Below are 18460 nucleotides of genomic sequence, written 5' to 3'. Positions count from 1 at the left end.
TAGCCGCTGCTAATATACAGCAATGTTTCAATTAATTCCTAACCTCATAGCCCCGAAGCTATACAATCTGCAATCAGGCGGGAAAAGCAGTGCAACCACGGCATATTGCTTTTCTAACAAAGTATTTTTTGAAGCACGGCTCCTTACTAAACCAGTTCAGCCTCCTGCAACAGGAAGTGCCCGCCCACACTTTCCTTCCTGGCCAGGCAGGCTTCTATTGTGAGAGCGGCTACCGTTAGCAGGTTCCGCAGTTCCCATACTTCCCCCGACAAGGCAGGCTCATGCTTTTGTAACTGCAGCCCCAGCAACCGCACCTGCTCCTGTGCCTGCAGCAGCCCGCCATGGGTTCGCTCGATGCCTACCTTCTCCCACATCAGTTGCCGTAACGCTGCCTTTAAACCTGACACGTCAGCTGATTCTGTACCTGCGGTAAACGCCGGCACTTCCATACTTTCCGGGAGTTCGTACTTTTGAGCTACAGCATGCGCCGCCGCGGCTTTCCCGAACACCACCCCCTCCAGCAGCGAGTTGCTGGCCAGCCGGTTAGCCCCATGCACGCCGGTACAGGCCACCTCGCCCACCGCGTACAGGCCTGGCACAGAGGTTTGCCCCTGCAGGTCTGTCGCCACGCCGCCGCACTGGTAATGCGCCGCCGGCACTACGGGAATAAAATCAACAGCGGCATCGATGCCTATACTTTTACACTTGTTGTAGATGAGCGGAAAGTACTGCTGCAAATGCCCCTCCGGCAGATGGCGTGCGTCTAAGTATAAACAGGGCGAGTGGTGTTGCTGCATCTCGTGGTAAACGGCGCGGGCTACCACGTCACGCGGGGCCAGGGAGCCTTGCGGGTGGTAATGGTGCATAAAACGGGCGCCGTCCGGTAAAACCAGTTCGGCTCCTGCCCCGCGCAAAGCCTCGCTTATCAGGAAAGTATCTTCGCAAGCCGGGTTGTAGAGCGCCGTAGGATGAAACTGGAAGAATTCCATATTGCTGACCCGGGCTCCTGCGCGGTAGGCCATGGCCAGTCCGTCGCCGGTGGCTATTCTGGGGTTGGTGGTGTGCTGGTATACCTGTCCCGAGCCGCCCGTGGCCAGCACTACGGCTTTGGCAAGTATAGCTTTGCTTTCTCCGGTCTTCAGGTCCAGCAGCTGCACGCCCTGGCAGGCACCTTGTTGCAGCAGTAGCTCCAGGGCCATGTGGTGCTCCAGAATGGTGATGTTGGTGTGCTGCCGCGCCGCCTTCCCCAGCACCTGCTGCAGGCTCAGGCCGGTGTGGTCCTTCACGTGCACAATGCGGTGCCGGCTGTGGCCGCCCTCCAAACCCAGGGCTATACTTTTCTCTCTATCTGTATCAAAGGCAACACCCCGCTCCTGCAGCCAGTTTGTACTTTCCGGCGCCCGCTCCACCATAAAACGCACGGCAACCTCGTCGCACAGGCCGGCGCCGGCAAGCAGCGTATCCTGCACGTGCTGCTCAAAGGAGTCTGCCACGCCGAGCACGGCCGCAATGCCGCCCTGGGCAAACAAAGTGTTCGTTTCGGAGAGAGCCGCCTTGCACCCCACTGCCACCCGGCCATGCGCCGCCGCCTCCAGGGCAAAGGTTAAGCCGGCCACACCGCTGCCCAGCACCACATAATCAAAGGATAGCTTCATCAGGAGAAGGCCAGCATGCGCTCGATCGGGGCCAGCGCGCGTTTCATGATTTCCGCCTCCAGCCTCACCTCGAACATTGCTTCCTGTGCCGTACCAATTGCTCTCAAAGCCTCCAGGGTGTTCTGTATGCTGATTTGCTTCATGTGCGGGCACTTAATGCAGGGCACGATAAACTCCTTCTCGGGGTACATGCCGCGCAGCGTGGCGCCCAAGTCGCACTCCGAGCCAAGTATAAACTGGCGGCTCTGGCTCTCACCCACAAAGCGGATAATATCGGAGGTACTGCCCACCACGCCGCCGGCGCCTGTCAAGGCATCGGAAACTGTGTTATCCGGCACCTCCCAGTGCACCAGCACCTGCGCTTCGGGGTACATCAATTTCAGGCCGTTGATGCGCTGCGGCGTGAACTGCTCGTGCACCTCGCAGCGGCCTTCCCAAAGTATAAGCTCCTTGCCTGTTTCGGCCTTTATCTTTGTTTGCAGGTTGCGGCCCATGTATAAATCGGGCAAAAAGATGAGCTTGTCGCCGCCCAGTGAGCGGGCAATGTCCATGGCGTTGCGCGAGGTGCAGCAGATGTCGGACTCGGCCTTGGTTTCGGCGTAGGTGTTGATGTAGGCCACTACCGGCACGCCCGGATGCTGCGCCTTTAGCCGGCGCACATCGGCACCGGTTATACTTTCGGCCAGCGAGCAGCCGGCCTCAAAGCTGGGCAGCAGCACCTGTTTGGCCGGGTTCAGGATTTTGGCGGTCTCGGCCATGAACTTCACGCCGCAGAAGATGATGTAATCGGCCTCCACGTTTTTGGCCGCCACGCTCAGGCCCAGCGAGTCGCCCACAAAATCGGCGATGCCGCCCTCCTGGTGCTTCACCTGCAGCTCGGCGGGCATATAAAAGTGCGACAGGACAACAGCGTTCTTCCGGCGCTTCAGCTCGCGTATCTCTTCTACGGCAGCCAGCAGCCCGGTCTCTTTGGGCTCAGGCAGGGCAACAGGATTCATGGCGTTCAGTTTCTGCAGAAACGCGCTCTCGGTTTGTGTTAGCATGATTCGGTAATGGATTTTGAGATTTAAGGATTCAGCGGAATACAGGATTAATTAGCGGAAAACGAATTACAGAAGCCAGGAAAGCTGACACCTGTACTCTTGGTTTTGCACTGCTGTTTTATACTTTAACCCTGTGGCTCAGCCTCATGCACATTGGTGATAAAGTAATTGCCGGAGTTCACGCCATCCACCAGCGTCTGTATGGTTTTGGTGCTGAAGGTTTTGAGCACCTGGCTGCGATAGGCTTTAATGTCGTCGTGTAGCGGACAGGGGTGGGTGTCGGAGCACTGTTTCATGCCCATGCCGCACTTGCGGAAAGACTCCAGCCCGTCAATGGTTTGCACCACTTCCAGGATGCTTATCTCACTGGCCGGCCGGTGCAGAAAAAAGCCTCCGCCGGGTCCTTTGATGGAGGCGATGACCCCTTTGCGCACCAGGTCCTGCAGTATCTTGCCTATAAAGTGCATGGGCAACTCCAGTTCCTTGGCAATGTCTTTCATCCCCACTTTCAGCCCCTGTGCGTCGTTCAGGGCAACGTACACAATAGCGCGCAGGGCATATTCTGCTGTTTTGGATAGTAGCATGTTTATAAATCTATTCGTCTAACACTAACACGGCGGCAAGTTACGCCTTCCGCTCCAGCTGCCGCATGCCCTCTTCGGTAATCATGTCCATACTCCAGGGCGGCGACCACACCAGGTTTATTTTTACGTTGAGGCTTGGAAACCGCTTGAGCAGAATCTGCTCGGCCGCCGTTCGGATGGTGCCGCTCATCGGGCAGCCCGGCGTGGTCAGGGTCATGTCCACCACCAGTTCTCCCTCTTCGCTCAGGCTCACCTGGTACACCAGCCCCAGGTCCACGATGTTGATGCCCACTTCCGGGTCGATGATATACTTGAGGGTCTCGTACACCTCCTGGCCGAAGTCCTCAGGCAGATTTTGCGTTTCCATAGGTAAAAGGTTTAAGGTTGTGCGCTTTGTGCAACAGCATTTGGAACACGTTGGCCGTGTACAGCAGTGAAGTAAGGGTAAACCCGATGGCCCCGCCAAGTATAACCTGCTGCTGGCGCAGCAGCACCCCGGCCACTAAAAGTATAAACCCGAGCAGGTAGCTGATGTTTTGCCAACGCAGCAGCGTATGGCTGTACATATCCTTCGGCATAGGCGTTTTAAAGCGGCCCACATAATCCTCGTAAGCATGCATCCATACGATAAAAGGCAGTGTTTTAAAGGTTTGCCCTAGTATGAGCGCTGAGATAAACCCGAAGAAAACCGAGATGCCATATACCAAATAGACTGAAGACAGCAGGCTTTGCGGCAAGGCCAGTTGACTGCTCACCACCAGCACCAGCAGAAGCGGCAACAGCAGCAGGGCCAGCGCCACGAAAGTCTGCTTCATGCCCAGGTCGATGTCCTGGCGCTGGCGCGTTTTGGCAGCCTCGCGCAAGTATAGCAGGAAGCACATCACCCCCGCTACTACCAAGGCTGCATACACGGGCAGCAGCGCCGTCTGGAACAGCAGGTGATCGAGTGTAAACAGCACCAGGCCCGCGTTTATCAGGTTGTAGGACCAGTTCAGTTTTTTGGTATCCTCGTGGTGCGCCAGCAGGAACATTGGTATCAGTTTAGCCCCAACGCCAATGATGAGCAGCAGAAACCAGCCCGCCATGCCGATGTGGGCATGCAGCTTCAGGTAATGCGTGTGCTCCACCGGCAGAAAAGGCATCGTGAAGTTGACCACCATCAGAAGCCCCACCAGCCCCGTTACCAGCAGCCAGATGGCCGAGGTCACGATAAAGTCAGACTCTATCGTCCATTTAGGAGCTTTGCGGGCCGTTTGCGCCACGTTTATGTTGAAAAGTATAAAAGCGATAACCAGGCTGCAGGCCGCCACGTGCATGGGCCAGCCCAGCTCAAAATGCCAGAAACTCCAGGCCAGCAGGATGGTGCCTGCTCCCAGGAAGCCGAAGGCTGCCGTAGCAAGTTTCTCCGAGTATAGCTTGCACTCCAGCACCACGGGCAGCAACTGGTACAGCGCCCCGAAGATGACCATGGTAGCCCAGCCCAGCGCCGCCACGTGCGTCAGCGTCAGCAGCTTGGGGTGGAAGTAGTGGCCGCCGAAGGCATCGGTAGAGAAAAGCAACAGCACGCCCAGGGCCATGAAAGCCAGGGCTGCAAAAGCGTAGTGCGGAAGCACTACCCATTTGCCCGGCGAGTTGGATGTAGTGGCAGCGCTCATGGTTTCTTTATTAGAGTTGACAAAAGAGCTTTAGACAAAGGACTTTCCGAAACAGTGGAAAACCTATACATCACTTTTCGGCTCTATAAATAAGTAGGTATACTTCGTTCGGACCCGCTTCGTTTATGGCTACTCTAAAGCCACGCTCGCCTAATTGTGGCAGCAGGAACTGCGGCACACGCTTGTGCACCACGTACAGTGCCTCTCCTGCCGGCAAGGTTTCCAGCTCGCCAAGTATGGTCACCATGGGCTGCGGCATCTCCAGGTGGCGCACGTCTATGCGTTTTACCTTGCCGGCAAAGCGGGCCAGGGTCTCTTCAAAGTTGTTTTCAGCGGGTTTTATACTTTCCTCTGCCTGAGGCCCCGCCGTCCCGCTCCGCCAGAAGTAGGTATGCACCAGGTCCGGCGACTTTTCCTCGGTAAAGTAGCTGTAGCCTTTCTTTTTAAGTATGGCGATCAGCGGGGTAGGCTCAAACGTGTTGATGAGGAGCAAGGCGCTGCCTTCGTCTACCTTATCCACGGCAGCCATTATCTTCCGGAAGGGATCGTTGCCGGTGGCGATATCCTCGCATACATCCAGCCGGTGCAGGCGTTCGGCCGGCAGACTCCTTAAAAAAGCTGACAATTCCGGGGCGGAAGTATAAACCGGATCTTCCATGCTTTCGGTGCTGTTTTCAGCGGTTACGGTAAAGCCAAGCGGGGCCAGTTGCTCATAGAACCGTTCCACCTCGCAGCCGCCAATGCGGGCGGCGTCGGCAATGGTTACCCTGGAGGCCAGCACCTTGCGCAGCAGCGGGTTGCGCAGCTTCTCAAAGTGCTTGTTGATGCTGGCAATGGCCTCGATGGCAGCGGGGTTCTCCTTTATCAGGGCTGATATTTTGGTGTTGGCTGCTATGTGCATGGTTACTCTTTTGTAGGTTTGGCTACCCAGAACTCCGGCGTGAACGTGTCGGTGCGCGGGTCGTGCTTGTGTGCCAGCAGTTGCCCGGCCAGCTCCAAATCGTCGGAGTTCGCCGCCGCCTGCAGGTACGGAAACAGCTCACGCTCCTCCCAGCGGATGTGGTCGTTCAGGTCCTGCTCCAGCACCCTGAACAGGTCTTTGTTCATGCGGCTGCCTTCCTCCACCAGTTCCACCAGCGCCTCAAGCAGCTTGTGTTCCTCATGCAGCCTTGCCCGCTGTGTGTCGTCGTTTGGCAGCACCCGCTCCAGCAGCCATTCCTCCTCCTGGCAGTGCTCCTTCAGAATATTATCCCAGAAATAACGCACGTAGGCGCGCATCACCTCCAAATCAGTTCCGTTCTTGAGCCCCTGGCGCAGCTTCCAGCAAAACAGCAACCCAAAGTGGTGCTCTCTGGAAAGCGGAACCAGGCTCTTGTCTCTCTTCTGCGGTGCGATGGTCTTTTTCATGATCGTGGTACATTAAAAACAGGATTTACAGGACTTTAAGATTGGCAGGATTCTTTATCAGCTATTGTTGTCATCCCCCTACCCCCTTCAAAGGGGGACTTTATAGCTCCCCTCCTTGGTTAAGGAGGGGTAGGGGTGGTTGGTCCAGGAACTGCATCCTGTTTATCCTTACATCCTGTAAATCCTGATTCAGATTATTTACTTCAGCACTTCCTTCTCCATCTCAATCGCTTTCGGGAACAGGATGTTGTTCTCGAGGTGGATGTGGCGGAAAAGATCATCCTCAAACTCCTTCAGCTTCTTGAAGGCCACGGTATAGGTAGCGCAGGCATCGGCCGGCAACGTATAGTTATTGGTCAGCTCGCGGATGCGCTCCATCTCGCCGCCGGCGCTCTCGTGCTCCATCTCCATCATGTTAATCGGGTTCTGGATAGAGCCAAAGCCGGCCGGCTCCAGTTTCACACCGCTCTTCTTGGCCTCTTCCAGTTGCTTGATGTAAGGGAACAGCACGCGCTCCTCTTTCGGCATGTGCGCCTCCAGTTCGTTGGCCACGTTGGTGTAATGCTTCACTACTTCCAGCAGCTCTGGGTGGCGGCTGCCGTGTACACGGGCTATCTTGGTGGTATACTCATACAGGGCCGGAATCGCCTCCTGCAGATACTTATGGTGCGTGTTCACGATGTAGTCGGCCAGAAAGCCCAGGTCCCACTTGTTGTATTCAACCTCGCGTGCCTTCTCGGCCTCGTCCAGAGCGATCAGCTCGGCTTCCAGTTCGTCTTGGCTGATACCTTTCTCGGCGCACACCTGCTTCACCGATTTTTTACCGCCGCAGCAGAAGTCGATGCCATACTTTTTAAACACCTGTGCCTTGCGGTAGTCTTTTGCCACCAGCTCGCCTACGGTCTCCCCTTCCTCCGGGGTCAGCTTGGAGATGCGCACTTCCCATATTTCCGGGCCCTGCTCCAGGTACTCCCACTTAAACACGTTGCCGCGCTCGCCCAGCAGCTGGTAATACAGCGGTTTGGGGTCGTGGTCGTTGTGAATAACAAAAGCTTCGCCGCCTTTCAGGTTGTCGAACCACTGGAAGATAGTGGGGTGCTTCATGCGGGGCTCCAGGACGGTAACATCCAGTTTCTCAATTTCTTGTGTACTTGTCATTTCGTTAAGATTAAAAGTCTTACTTTTTTTACTGTTACAAATGTATATGTTCGATGCCACAAAAAAAGAGTATAAAGTCTTCTATTAAAATGATCTTTGTCATTTCTATTGCCCCCACTATATAGCACCTTTGGATACTTCAGTCACTTCTGACATCATCCATTCAAATACCCCCTCTTTATGGAAAAAAAAACTTCCCCCCGGGCCAGCGCGCTCACGTTTAAAAGGCTTTTTACCAGGCCGCAGCAGTCCCCTTACGAGATGTTCCGCTACGAACTGCGTTCCTCCACCATCCGCAACCCCTCAGGCGATGTGGTGGCTGAGCTCAACGACGTGGAGGTGCCGGAGCAATGGTCGCAGATTGCCACCGACATCCTGGCCCAGAAATACCTGCGTAAGGCAGGTGTACCGCAACCCGATGGCAGCACCGGCTCCGAAAAATCGGTGAGGCAGGTGGTGCACCGGCTGGTAAACTGCTGGCAGCAATGGGGCCTGAAGTATGGCTACTTTAAATCCGACGCCGATGCCGGGGTATTTTATGATGAGCTGGCGTACATGCTGCTGGGCCAGTACGCAGCGCCCAACTCGCCACAGTGGTTTAACACCGGCCTGCACGAGTCCTATGGGATAAAAGGAAAAGCGCAGGGACACTATTATATAGATCCCGGCACGGGCAACATGCGCGAGTCGGACTCGGCATTTGAGCACCCGCAGCCGCACGCCTGTTTTATACTTTCGGTGGAGGACGACCTGGCTCAGAAAGGCGGCATCATGGACCTGCTGGTGCAGGAGGCGCGCATCTTTAAGTATGGCTCGGGCGTGGGCACCAACTTTTCCAGCATCCGGGGCAAAAACGAGCCGCTTTCGGGCGGGGGCAGTTCCTCCGGGCTCATGTCGTTTTTGAAGGTGAGCGACCGCGCGGCCGGGGCCATCAAGTCGGGCGGCACCACGCGCCGGGCGGCTAAAATGGTGTGCCTCGACCTGGACCACCCGGAGATTGAGGAGTTCATCAACTGGAAAAAAGACGAGGAAAAGAAAGTGGCGGCGCTGATTGCCGGCGGCTACCCTGCTGACTACGAAGGCGAGGCCTACGCCACCGTTTCGGGCCAGAACTCCAATAACTCGGTGCGCGTGCCCAACAGCTTCTTTAAAGCGCTGCACCAGAACGAGGACTGGCACCTGACCGCCCGCACCAACGGCAGCATCCTCAAAAGTATACCTGCCCGCAAGCTGTGGCAGCAGGTGGCCGAGGCCGCCTGGGCCTGCGCCGACCCCGGCGTGCAGTTCGACACGACGATTAACGAGTGGCATACCTCCCCGGCCGAAGGGCCCATCCGCGCCTCCAACCCCTGCTCGGAGTACATGTTCCTCGATAACACCGCCTGCAACCTGGCCTCACTCAACCTGATGCGCTTTTTCGATGCCGAAAAGCAGGAGTTCGATATTAACGCCTTTGCCCACGCCTGCCGCCTCTGGACGGTGGTGCTGGAGATTTCAGTGCTCATGGCGCAGTTCCCCTCCGAGATTGTGGCGCAACGCTCTTACGATTACCGTACTATTGGGCTGGGTTATGCCAACCTGGGTGCGCTGCTGATGGTGCAGGGCCTGCCCTACGACAGCGACGCCGCCCGCGCCATGGCCGCCGGCATCACTTCTCTGATGACGGGCGTGGCCTACCAAACCTCCGCCGAGATGGCGGCTTCGCTGGGGGCGTTCGCCAAGTATGAGCCCAACAGGGAAAGTATGCTGCGCGTGATCCGCAACCACCGCCACGCGGCCTACAACCAGGCAGACAAGTATGAGGGGCTAAGTATAAAACCGGTGGGGCTGGACCAAGAGCTTTGTCCGCAGGCACTGCTGAAAGCCGCCCAGAGAGCCTGGGACACCGCGCTGACGCAAGGCCAGAAGTATGGCTTCCGCAACGCACAGGCTACCGTCATTGCCCCCACCGGCACCATCGGCCTTCTGATGGACTGCGACACGACGGGCGTAGAGCCGGATTATGCGCTCGTAAAGTATAAAAAGCTCTCCGGGGGCGGGTATTTCAAGATCATCAACCAATCCATCCCGGTGGCCCTGCAAAAGCTGGGGTATACACCAGAGGAGGTGAAGGCGATCGTGAATTATGCCAAGGGCCACGGTTCCTTTACCGGCGCACCTTATATCAACCCCGAAACGCTGCAGCAGAAAGGCTTCCTGCCTGAGGAAATCGCGCAACTGGAGGCAGCGCTGCCTACGGCCTACGACGTAAGCTCGCTGTTCAGCGTGTATACCTTGGGTGAGGCCTGCCTGCAGCGCCTGGGCTACACCCCGGCAAAGTATAACAGCCCCGATTTTAACCTGTTACAGGCGTTGGGCTTCACCGTGCGCCAGATAGAGGAGGCCAATACCTTCGTGTGTGGCACCATGACCGTAGAAGGCGCGCCTTACTTAAAACCGGAGCATTATCCGGTGTTCGACTGCGCCAACCGCTGCGGCAGCAAAGGCACCCGCTTTATCAAAGCCGAGGGGCACATTTACATGATGGCAGCCGTGCAGCCGTTTATCTCCGGGGCCATTTCCAAAACCATCAACCTGCCCAACGAAACGAATGTAGACGAGGTGGCACGCTGCTACGAACTGTCGTGGGAGCTGGGGCTGAAGGCCTGCTCCATTTACCGCGACGGCAGCAAGCTCTCCCAGCCGCTGACTTCTAAAAGCGCTACACAGGAGGAGAAAGACGAGCCGGCAGAGGTGCCGCAAACTGCTACGCCGGAAGAAAAGTATAACGCAGAGCAGATTCTGAAGGCGGCCCAAAGTATACTGGCCGACTCGGCCAGCGAGGGCTTCCGCCAGCAGCTGGTGCGCATGGTGGAGCGCCGCAAAATGCCTGATAAACGCAGGGGCTTTACGCAGAAGGCAAAAATTGACGGGAACACCGTGTACGTAAGAACCGGCGAGTACCCGGACGGCTCTCTGGGTGAGCTTTTTATCGATATGTACAAAGAGGGCGCTTCGTTCCGGTCGATGCTCAACTGCTTTGCCATTTCGGTGTCGCTGGGGCTGCAGTATGGCGTGCCGCTGGAGGAATTCGTGAACCGCTTCACCTTCACCCGCTTCGAGCCGGCCGGCCGCGTAGAGCACCCGAACATCAAGTCAGCCACTTCAGTGTTTGACTACGTGTTCCGCCTGCTGGCCTACGAGTACCTGAACCGAACCGACCTGGTGCATGTTCCACAAGTAGCGCCCGAGGATAAGAGCAGCGACGCGCCGCCTGCGGCACGGGTTCCGGAGCCAAAAGCGGCGGATGCTGCGGTGGCCCCGGCCAGCAATGGCAAGAGCTACAAAGTAGTTTCCCAGAGCCGCACCGTGCTGATGGAGCAAACGCAGCAGGTACTGGCCAGCATGATGGGCGACGCCCCGCACTGCAACGTCTGCGGCCACATCACCATCCGCTCCGGGACCTGCTACAAATGCCTGAACTGCGGCAACAGCCTGGGTTGTAGCTAAGGACCAGTGATTGGAAAGATTAACTAGATTTGAATGATTACTTGTCCGGGTCAGGATTTACGGGATTAGAAAATTGAACAGAATTCTTTAGTAGCTATCGTCATCATCCCCCTGCCCCCTTCAAAGGGAGACTTTAAAACTCCCCTCCTTGGTTAAGGAGGGGAAGGGGTGGTTTGCCAATCGTAGCAGAGAAAATCCTGCTCATCCAAACATCCTATAAATCCTGATTCGGACATACTATTCCTACACCATGACAGAGAAAAAAGACATCCTGACCCTCGACGATATCAAGCTGCTGGTAGACACGTTTTATACCCGTGTGCGGGCCGATAAGCTGCTGGGGCCGGTGTTTGACGAGCGCATACAGGACCGCTGGGAACGGCACCTGGACATCATGTACCGCTTCTGGCAAACCGTTTTGCTGGAGGAGTATACCTATCAGGGCCGGCCGGGCGCCAAGCATATTACACTGCCTGTAGGCGCTGAGCATTTTGAGCGGTGGCTCCTGCTGTTTTTCACCACGGTGGATGAGCTTTTCACTGGCGAGAAAGCGGCTGAAGCCAAGTGGCGGGCCGAGAAAATGGCAGATATGTTTGCCTCCAAGATTGCCCACTATAAGCAGAGCAGCGGCAGGATGATTCTGTAAGGCTAGTTTTTCGCAGCCGAGGCGTAACTGCCGGGGTGCTTGCTTGGCTGCAACGTATGAGGCGGTTTATACTTTAGCTGAGAGCCAAAAAACAGCAGGGCGCCAAGCGGCAACAGGACACTTACCCCGAAAAGCAGCTCGTTATACTTTGGAATAGCGCCCAAAGCCAACCACAAGTATAAACCCTGTCCGAAAAGCAGTACCTCGGTACCGATAAAGGCAAGTATAAACAGGCCCATCCCCCACCGGCCTATACTTCGGCTAAAGCTAACCCAACCCTGCTGCGCCAGCCAGGCAATCATAAAAAGGCTCACAAACCCAATGAGCACCAGGTGCAGGTAGCCGATGATAAAGAAGCGCAGGTTATAAGCCAAATCGGCCATGTATGGGAAAGCCGTGGAGAGCTGCATCAGGATTTTAAGTATAAAGGCCGTGCCCGCAAGTATAAATAGTGCTCTCCCCCAGCCACTAAACAAAGTATAAATTCGTGCACGCAACGGCCACAGCAACCCGAGCAGCACCCCAAGCGCCAGCAGCTGCACCAGCGCCGCCAGTCCGCCTACAAAGTATACCACCGCACCAGGCTTTACCCACAGCACCGACAGCAGGTAGGCCGGCAGACAAGCCCAGAACATCAGCCGGAAAAACAGCAGGCCATACTTTTGGCTAAAGCCGATGTTATACTTTTCCAAGAGCCAGAACAGCAGCCCCAGCACCGCGAAGGTGAACCAGCCGTTGTAGAGAAAATGCAGGTAGAAGTAGATGGCGTTGTAATAGAGCGCCGTGCCGCTGTGCCCGGAGGCCATAATCGGTCCCATCGCCCAGGGCCCCAGCGAAGAAAGCGCCAGGAAAAACAGCGCCGCTTTAATGAAGAGGAATGACAGTTGGTGCATCCCACCGTTGATACTTTGTGCTTTGGCATCTATCCAAAACCGAAGTATAAACCAGTAACTCAGCAGGATGTGCGCCGTGGAGAAGGTGATGGAAACTGCTGCATAACCCTGCACCGGGAAGCTCAGCAGCATGCCCAGCACCGCCCCCTGCGAGAGCCAGAACTGCCGGAAGTATACTTGCTTATTTCGTACCTCCGGGGGCAGGTAAGCGTGCAGCAGCGCAATAAACAACACCGGGTATAGCCAGCCAAGCAGCGCCGCGTGCGAGTGGGCGTGCAGCAGGTACTTGTAATTGAGGCCCACTACGGGTGCCACCAGCATCCCGCGCAGCAGCAGGCCCAGCAGGGCAATGACGACCAGGCCCAGCAGGGCCGAGAGCAGCGGTAGCCGCCAACGGTTTATACTTTCTTCAGCTATTTCTCCGGTTTTGGGCATTATTTAAAGTATGTCTGATACGCCTCCAGCTGCTCGGCCAGGCGGTCGCGGGCGGCAAGTGACTCCTCCGCCTTGCCAGACTCAAGCGCCTTCACGTCCTCGAGCATCGGCATCAGGTATACGTGCAGCATGTCGTGCTCGGGGCCTTTCATGCGGCATTCTTCAAACACCTCCTGAAAACCCAGCTGCATGGCACGGCTCAGTTCGTGCACCGCCTCCGGCTCGTCGGCATCAGGCTGACTCAGGTGCTCCTCCATCAGCTGTTGCAATTGGGCGATGTTGTCGTTGGTAGCCTCATCGGCCTGCCAGCGCTCCCCATCATTCAGGGCAAGCTCGGTGTGGACCGCGTGCCCGTGGTGGTGGCCGGCCTCTCCGGCTTTGTGCTCCTGCGAGCAGGAAAACAGCCCCACCGCGGCCGCTACAAGTATAAGTATAGTTCTCATTATCGTCCTATTTTAATTTATACTTCTGATTTATACTTCGGCACCCTGTGTCTGCAGCGCCTCCTGCAGCAACTGCACCATATCCTGCTGCAGCGCCTGGCTGCGGTCTTTGGCATACCACAGCTGTACCTGCTGCACCAGTTCATCGTGATGGATGTCCGGCCTGTCGGCCTTCAGTTGCTTTACCTGCGCCTGGATAGCCGTTGGGCGCGGGCCCCAGGTAAAGAGGCGTTCGCCGGTTTCGGCATCCACGCAAATCAGTTTCGGAATAGCGCGGCTACCGTTGGTTAGGCAGGTGTCCATCAGGGCCGGGTTCTCATCGCGGAGCAGCACCACCAGCTCTATGTTCGGTGCCTGCGCGGCGATCGCGGCAATGGCGGGCAGCGTCTGGGCGCCGTCGCCGCACCAGGCCTCCACCAGCACCAGCCATTTCCAGGCGCGCTGGTTTTGCGCCAGCAGCTCCTGCAGGGCAGGCTGCAGCACAAACTGTTTTTCCACGCGCTTCAGGCGCTGCTGGTTTAGTTTGGTGAAGCCGATACGTTGCTCGCTCTGCTCCGGGCCGGTGGTTTTGTTCTCAGCCACCAGCGCCTCGCTCAGGGCCTTGAACTGCGCATAGGTCATCGGGTTTATCAGCTCCGGGGTTGTTATCTCTAGGGTATCCATCGTTCGTAAAGTTGTCTCCACAAACTTACCCTAACCCGTTCATTCATAAAATGATAAACATCACTTCTGGTCCGTTCACACAGCCCCGCTATACCCTGTTCCTGTGCAATGACACAAGTCATTTCTGCCACTGACCCTACTCATGCCTTTCCCCTGCTTTATTGACGACCTTTCCACCCGGTTCAGTGCCTTCCTGCGCGTTTGTAGGTGGTGCGCTTACCCGATGCCTCACGATTTTACTTTTCAACATATGGAGAACGCAACAGCCTCCCCGAAACTAGCGGGCACTTTCGACCCGAACAACCTGCAGGTAACGTTCTGCAACAAAACCGACAAAGAGATAAAGCTGGCCAATTGGCTCTTTGGCATGATGGGCAAACCTGCCCTGGTAGCGGCCGGCGGTGCGGCAGCCCAGCTCGCCCTGAAACTTAAGCTGCCGGTGAAGGGGCTCATCCGTAACACCATCTACAAGCACTTCTGCGGGGGCGAGACCGTGCAGGAGGCCCAGCAGGTGGTGCAGAAACTGGCGTCGGCCCGCATCCAAACCGTGCTCGACTATGCTGCCGAGGCACAAAGCACGGAGGCCGGCTTCGACATGGTAAGGGATGAAGTGCTGCAAAACATCATCATAGGCCGCGAAACAAGGAGCTTTTCCCTCATCAGTGTGAAACTGACGGGCATCGGCTCCAGCAACATTTTTAGGAAACTGCACCTAAAGCAGGGGTTAACCCCGGAGGATCAGGCCGCCTTTGCCAGAACGCAGCAGCGCCTGGACGATATCTGCCGTGCCGCTGCCGGGGCTGACATTACCGTGTACCTGGATGCGGAGGAAAGCTGGCTGCAAAACCCGATGGACGAGCTGGCCGAGGAGATGATGCGCCGCTACAATAAGGAGTGGGCGGTGGTATTTAACACGCTGCAAATGTACCGCACCGACCGCATCGACTACCTGCAGTCGTGCCTGCGCCGCTTCGAGGGCGAGCCGGTTATACTGGGCATCAAAATCGTGCGGGGCGCTTACCTGGAGAAGGAGCAGCTGCGCGCCAAACAGCAAGGCTACCCCTGCCCTGTTTTCACCCGTAAATCCGACACGGACAAGAGCTTTAACCAGGCCATCGACATTTGCCTGGAGCACCTGGACCGGGTGGAACTTTGCGCGGCCACGCACAACGAGCAGAGCACGAGCTACCTTGCCAGCCGCATACAGGAGGAGAGCATCCGCCCCTACCGCCATCGCATCCACTTCTCGCAGCTCTACGGCATGAGCGATAACCTGACCTATAACCTGGCCGCCGCGGGCTATAACGCCTCCAAGTACCTGCCTTACGGCGAGGTGGCCACGGCCTTGCCTTACCTTATCCGCAGGGCCGAGGAAAACACTTCCATTGCCGGGCAGATGGGCCGTGAGTTAAGCTTGTTGCAGCAGGAAATAAAAAGACGCAGGCTGTAGACCCTGCCAAAAACAGCAGCGCCAAAGTATAACCTATACTTCGGCGCTGCTGCTATTTCTAAGTTTGACCCGCTCCTTATTCCTCGTCCCGGTCGTGGGGCAGGTTGGAGGAAGGCGTTTCGGCGTAGGGTACCGTCTGGGGGATATAATCCTCCGGCGCGCCGGGTTTGCTGTAATCGTAAGGCCAGCGGTACACCACAGGCAGCGGCCCCGGCCAGTTGCCATGCCCCGGCCGTACCGGGGTGGTCCATTCCAGGGTGTTGGAGTGCCAGGGGTTAGCGGTGGCCCTGCGGCCGCGCCAGATGCTGTACAAAAAGTTGAACAGGAAGATGAACTGCGCAAAGAAACCGAAAATCGCCGCTATGCTGATAAAGGTGTTCAGGTCGGTGAAGATGTTGAATGTCTCAAAACCTGTCCAGTTATAGTAGCGCCTCGGGAACCCGGCAATGCCCACATAGTGCATCGGCAGGAACACCAGGTAAACAGCCAGAAAGGTGAACCAGAAGTGCACAAAGCCGAGCTTTTCATCCATCATTCGCCCAAACATTTTCGGGAACCAGTGGTACACGCCGCAGAACATGCCAAAGAAAGCCGCCGCGCCCATCACCATATGGAAGTGCGCCACCACAAAGTACGTGTCGTGCAGCTGAATATCGATCGAGGAGTTGCCCAGTATAATGCCCGTTAATCCCCCGGAGATAAAAATGGATACAAAGCCGATGGCAAAGAGCATAGCCGTGGTGAAGCGGATATTGCCCCGCCAGAGCGTAGCCAGCCAGTTAAACACCTTCACCGCCGACGGCACGGCAATAATCAGCGTCAGGAACATGAACACCGAACCCAGGAAGGGGTTCATGCCTGATACAAACATGTGGTGCGCCCACACCACAATCGATAGCACCGAGATGCCGATCATGGAGCCAATCATGGCACGGTAGCCGAAGATGGGCTTGCGGGAGTTGGTGGCGATCACTTCGGAGGTAATGCCAAAGGTCGGCAGGATAACGATGTATACTTCGGGGTGGCCCAGGAACCAGAACAGGTGCTGGAACAGAATAGGGCTACCGCCGCTGTTGACCAGCGCCTCACCGGCAATGTAGATGTCGGAGAGGAAGAAACTGGTACCGAAACTACGGTCGAAGATTAGCAGAATGGCGGCCGCCAGCAGCACCGGGAACGATAGCAGACCCACAATGGCTGTAAAAAAGAGCGCCCACACGGTAAGCGGCAGCCTGCTCATCGACATGCCCTTGGTACGGAGGTTAATGACGGTGGTGATATAGTTGATGCCGCCCAGGAGTGTGGAGGCAATAAAGAAGGCCATGGCAATCAGCCACATCGTCATGCCGGCCGCGGAGCCCTGTATGGCCTCGGGCAGCACGCTTAAGGGCGGGTATACGGTCCAGCCACCGGCTGCGGGGCCTGTATCCAGAAACAGCGACCAGAACATGATCAAGCTGGACACGAAAAAGAGCCAGTAAGAGAGCATGTTCATAAAGCCGGAGGCCATGTCGCGGGCTCCGATCTGCAACGGGATAAGCAGGTTGCTGAACGTGCCGCTCAGGCCCGCCGTCAGCACGAAAAACACCATGATGGTGCCGTGCATGGTTACCAGCGCCAGGTAAAATTCAGGGTTGATCTTCCCGTTTTCTATCCAGCCTCCCAGGATAGGCTCCAGGAAGGAGAACGTAGCCTCCGGCCAGCCTAGCTGCAGGCGGAAGAGCACCGACAGGAAGCTGCCAATAAAGGCCCAGAAGATACCTGTGAACAGGTACTGTTTGGCAATGGTTTTGTGATCCTGGCTGAAAACGTACTTCCCTATAAAACTCTGCTCATGCTGTTCGTGCTCCTCATGCACAGGGTGCACCCCGCTGGTGGTAATATCAGTAGTGGCCATAGACGAAGAGGGTTTGGTGATGCAACATTTCTCTACAAACTGTTATGCTGCAGCATTGTGCGGAATTACTGCTACCCCATACATACTGTGTCAGTGCCACAAAAGATGTATTTTTTATACTTAAACTTTAACTAAGGGTGTTTTTCGTTTGTAAACGTAGTAGGATGTGCCTGATGTTACCGGTTAAAGTATAGGGGAAGTTAAAGTGTAGAGCTGAGGTTGCGGCTTTGAATCACCCCTCCCCAGCCCTCCCCTAAAAACAGGGGAGGGAGCTTAGTAGTACTGTATCCAACCACCCCTGCCCCTCAGAGCTACGCTCGCTACCTTCGAACTCGCGTTCTCGGTAGTCTAAGACGGGGAATCTGTAATAACTTTGGCTAAAGTATAAGCTACGTAGCATCAGTTCTCGCGCGGACAGGTCGCGACCTGTCCCTACAAAGTATAAATTATTCTCCCTTTGTCGTCTCGAGCAGCGTGAGAGATCTATCGGAAATTCTAATCAGATCTCTCATTTCATTCGAGATGACAGCTAGGGCGGGGGCTATCGATTCTTTCCCAGCCTTTGGGTTGAGCGCCTTCTAGATTTCCGGTGCCGCAGGCAGCCCGAGGTACGAGGGCAGGAAATGTAGACAGCGCGATGCCCGAAGGCGAGCCCTCTCGGGCTTGAGAGCTCCAAAGCAGGAAATGAAACAGTTGCTTATGTAAGTCTAGAGGATGAACGATGGCTCAAAAGAATAGCTTGTGTCAAGTTGCGGAAGTGGTGGCTATGAAAGTATAGCCAAAGCAAGTATGGCCCTGCGAGCCAGTTGGGTTGCAAACCCAACATCATAGGTAGGCACGGGTTGCAAACCCGCGCCAGCGTTAGGAGATGGGATCAAGTATAGCCAAAGTATAGAGAAGCTATCTCAAAAATACCTTAGCATGATTTTCATGCAGGCCAGCAGGACGAAGGCCAGGTAGTTTTCTGCTTTGTGCTCGTGCCTGACCAACGTTCTTCTGAAGTTAAAGAGCCAGGCGAAGAAGCGCTCCACCCTCCATCTTT

15 protein-coding genes are annotated in these 18460 nt (G+C 56.1%); 3 read left to right on the top strand and 12 right to left on the bottom strand.

Annotated features, from left to right (window positions below; genetic code table 11):
- Positions 1-146: 146 nt before the first annotated feature.
- The 8 genes from nadB to ric all read right to left on the bottom strand — a co-directional run bounded on the left by nadB (position 147) and on the right by ric (position 7502).
- The gene (gene nadB / locus C8N40_RS20680) at positions 147-1655 is read right to left on the bottom strand and encodes an L-aspartate oxidase (protein ID WP_108213720.1); all 1509 of its coding nucleotides are present in this window, start codon (positions 1653-1655) and stop codon (positions 147-149) included.
- Positions 1655-2698: a quinolinate synthase NadA gene (gene nadA, locus C8N40_RS20675; RefSeq protein WP_108213719.1), complete on the bottom strand. Its 1044-nt coding sequence runs from the start codon at positions 2696-2698 to the stop codon at positions 1655-1657. Before nadA ends, nadB begins: the two co-directional genes overlap by 1 nt.
- Before the next feature lie 125 nt (positions 2699-2823).
- Complete coding sequence (locus tag C8N40_RS20670) at positions 2824-3282, bottom strand: RrF2 family transcriptional regulator (RefSeq protein WP_108213718.1); 459 nt, start codon at positions 3280-3282, stop codon at positions 2824-2826.
- A 40-nt stretch (positions 3283-3322) separates the two neighbouring features.
- On the bottom strand, positions 3323-3649 hold the full coding sequence (locus tag C8N40_RS20665; protein WP_108213717.1) for a metal-sulfur cluster assembly factor: 327 nt from the start codon (positions 3647-3649) through the stop codon (positions 3323-3325).
- The gene (locus C8N40_RS20660; protein ID WP_108213716.1) at positions 3627-4937 is read right to left on the bottom strand and encodes a hypothetical protein; all 1311 of its coding nucleotides are present in this window, start codon (positions 4935-4937) and stop codon (positions 3627-3629) included. The genes C8N40_RS20665 and C8N40_RS20660 overlap by 23 nt, the downstream gene beginning before the upstream one ends.
- A 70-nt stretch (positions 4938-5007) precedes the next feature.
- Positions 5008-5838, bottom strand: coding sequence for a DUF2249 domain-containing protein (locus tag C8N40_RS20655; protein WP_108213715.1), 831 nt, complete (start codon positions 5836-5838; stop codon positions 5008-5010).
- Positions 5839-5840: 2 nt separating this feature from the next.
- Positions 5841-6344: a hemerythrin domain-containing protein gene (locus C8N40_RS20650; protein WP_108213714.1), complete on the bottom strand. Its 504-nt coding sequence runs from the start codon at positions 6342-6344 to the stop codon at positions 5841-5843.
- A 198-nt stretch (positions 6345-6542) separates the two neighbouring features.
- Complete coding sequence (gene ric / locus C8N40_RS20645; RefSeq protein WP_108213713.1) at positions 6543-7502, bottom strand: iron-sulfur cluster repair di-iron protein; 960 nt, start codon at positions 7500-7502, stop codon at positions 6543-6545.
- Positions 7503-7682: 180 nt separating this feature from the next.
- On the opposite strand from ric, the gene C8N40_RS20640 reads away from it, so the two are divergent.
- Both C8N40_RS20640 and C8N40_RS20635 read left to right on the top strand, forming a co-directional pair.
- Positions 7683-10991 carry a vitamin B12-dependent ribonucleotide reductase gene (locus C8N40_RS20640; protein ID WP_108213712.1) on the top strand — a complete coding sequence of 1103 codons (3309 nt, stop codon included), beginning with the start codon at positions 7683-7685 and terminating at the stop codon, positions 10989-10991.
- A 250-nt stretch (positions 10992-11241) separates the two neighbouring features.
- Positions 11242-11637 carry a group III truncated hemoglobin gene (locus C8N40_RS20635; protein ID WP_108213711.1) on the top strand — a complete coding sequence of 132 codons (396 nt, stop codon included), beginning with the start codon at positions 11242-11244 and terminating at the stop codon, positions 11635-11637.
- 2 nt (positions 11638-11639) lie between these two features.
- Here the strand turns inward: C8N40_RS20635 and C8N40_RS20630 are convergent, their stop codons facing one another.
- Genes C8N40_RS20630 through C8N40_RS20620 form a run of 3 tightly spaced genes read right to left on the bottom strand, consistent with a single transcriptional unit; the run spans position 11640 to position 14071 of the window.
- The gene (locus tag C8N40_RS20630; protein ID WP_108213710.1) at positions 11640-12965 is read right to left on the bottom strand and encodes a hypothetical protein; all 1326 of its coding nucleotides are present in this window, start codon (positions 12963-12965) and stop codon (positions 11640-11642) included.
- On the bottom strand, positions 12965-13408 hold the full coding sequence (locus tag C8N40_RS20625) for a hypothetical protein (protein ID WP_108213709.1): 444 nt from the start codon (positions 13406-13408) through the stop codon (positions 12965-12967). Before C8N40_RS20625 ends, C8N40_RS20630 begins: the two co-directional genes overlap by 1 nt.
- A gap of 30 nt (positions 13409-13438) precedes the next feature.
- Positions 13439-14071: a thioredoxin family protein gene (locus C8N40_RS20620; protein ID WP_108213708.1), complete on the bottom strand. Its 633-nt coding sequence runs from the start codon at positions 14069-14071 to the stop codon at positions 13439-13441.
- A gap of 250 nt (positions 14072-14321) precedes the next feature.
- Between C8N40_RS20620 and C8N40_RS20615 the strand changes: the two genes are divergently transcribed.
- The gene (locus C8N40_RS20615; RefSeq protein WP_245905207.1) at positions 14322-15521 is read left to right on the top strand and encodes a proline dehydrogenase family protein; all 1200 of its coding nucleotides are present in this window, start codon (positions 14322-14324) and stop codon (positions 15519-15521) included.
- Between the two features lie 76 nt (positions 15522-15597).
- On the opposite strand, the gene C8N40_RS20610 is transcribed toward C8N40_RS20615, so the two are convergent.
- Positions 15598-17418, bottom strand: coding sequence for a cytochrome c oxidase subunit I (locus tag C8N40_RS20610; protein WP_108213707.1), 1821 nt, complete (start codon positions 17416-17418; stop codon positions 15598-15600).
- Positions 17419-18460: the final 1042 nt, after the last annotated feature.

Source organism: Pontibacter mucosus (genome assembly GCF_003054055.1).
GTDB classification, from domain to species: Bacteria; Bacteroidota; Bacteroidia; order Cytophagales; family Hymenobacteraceae; genus Pontibacter; species Pontibacter mucosus.
This window is presented reverse-complemented; position numbering and strand designations above follow the sequence as displayed.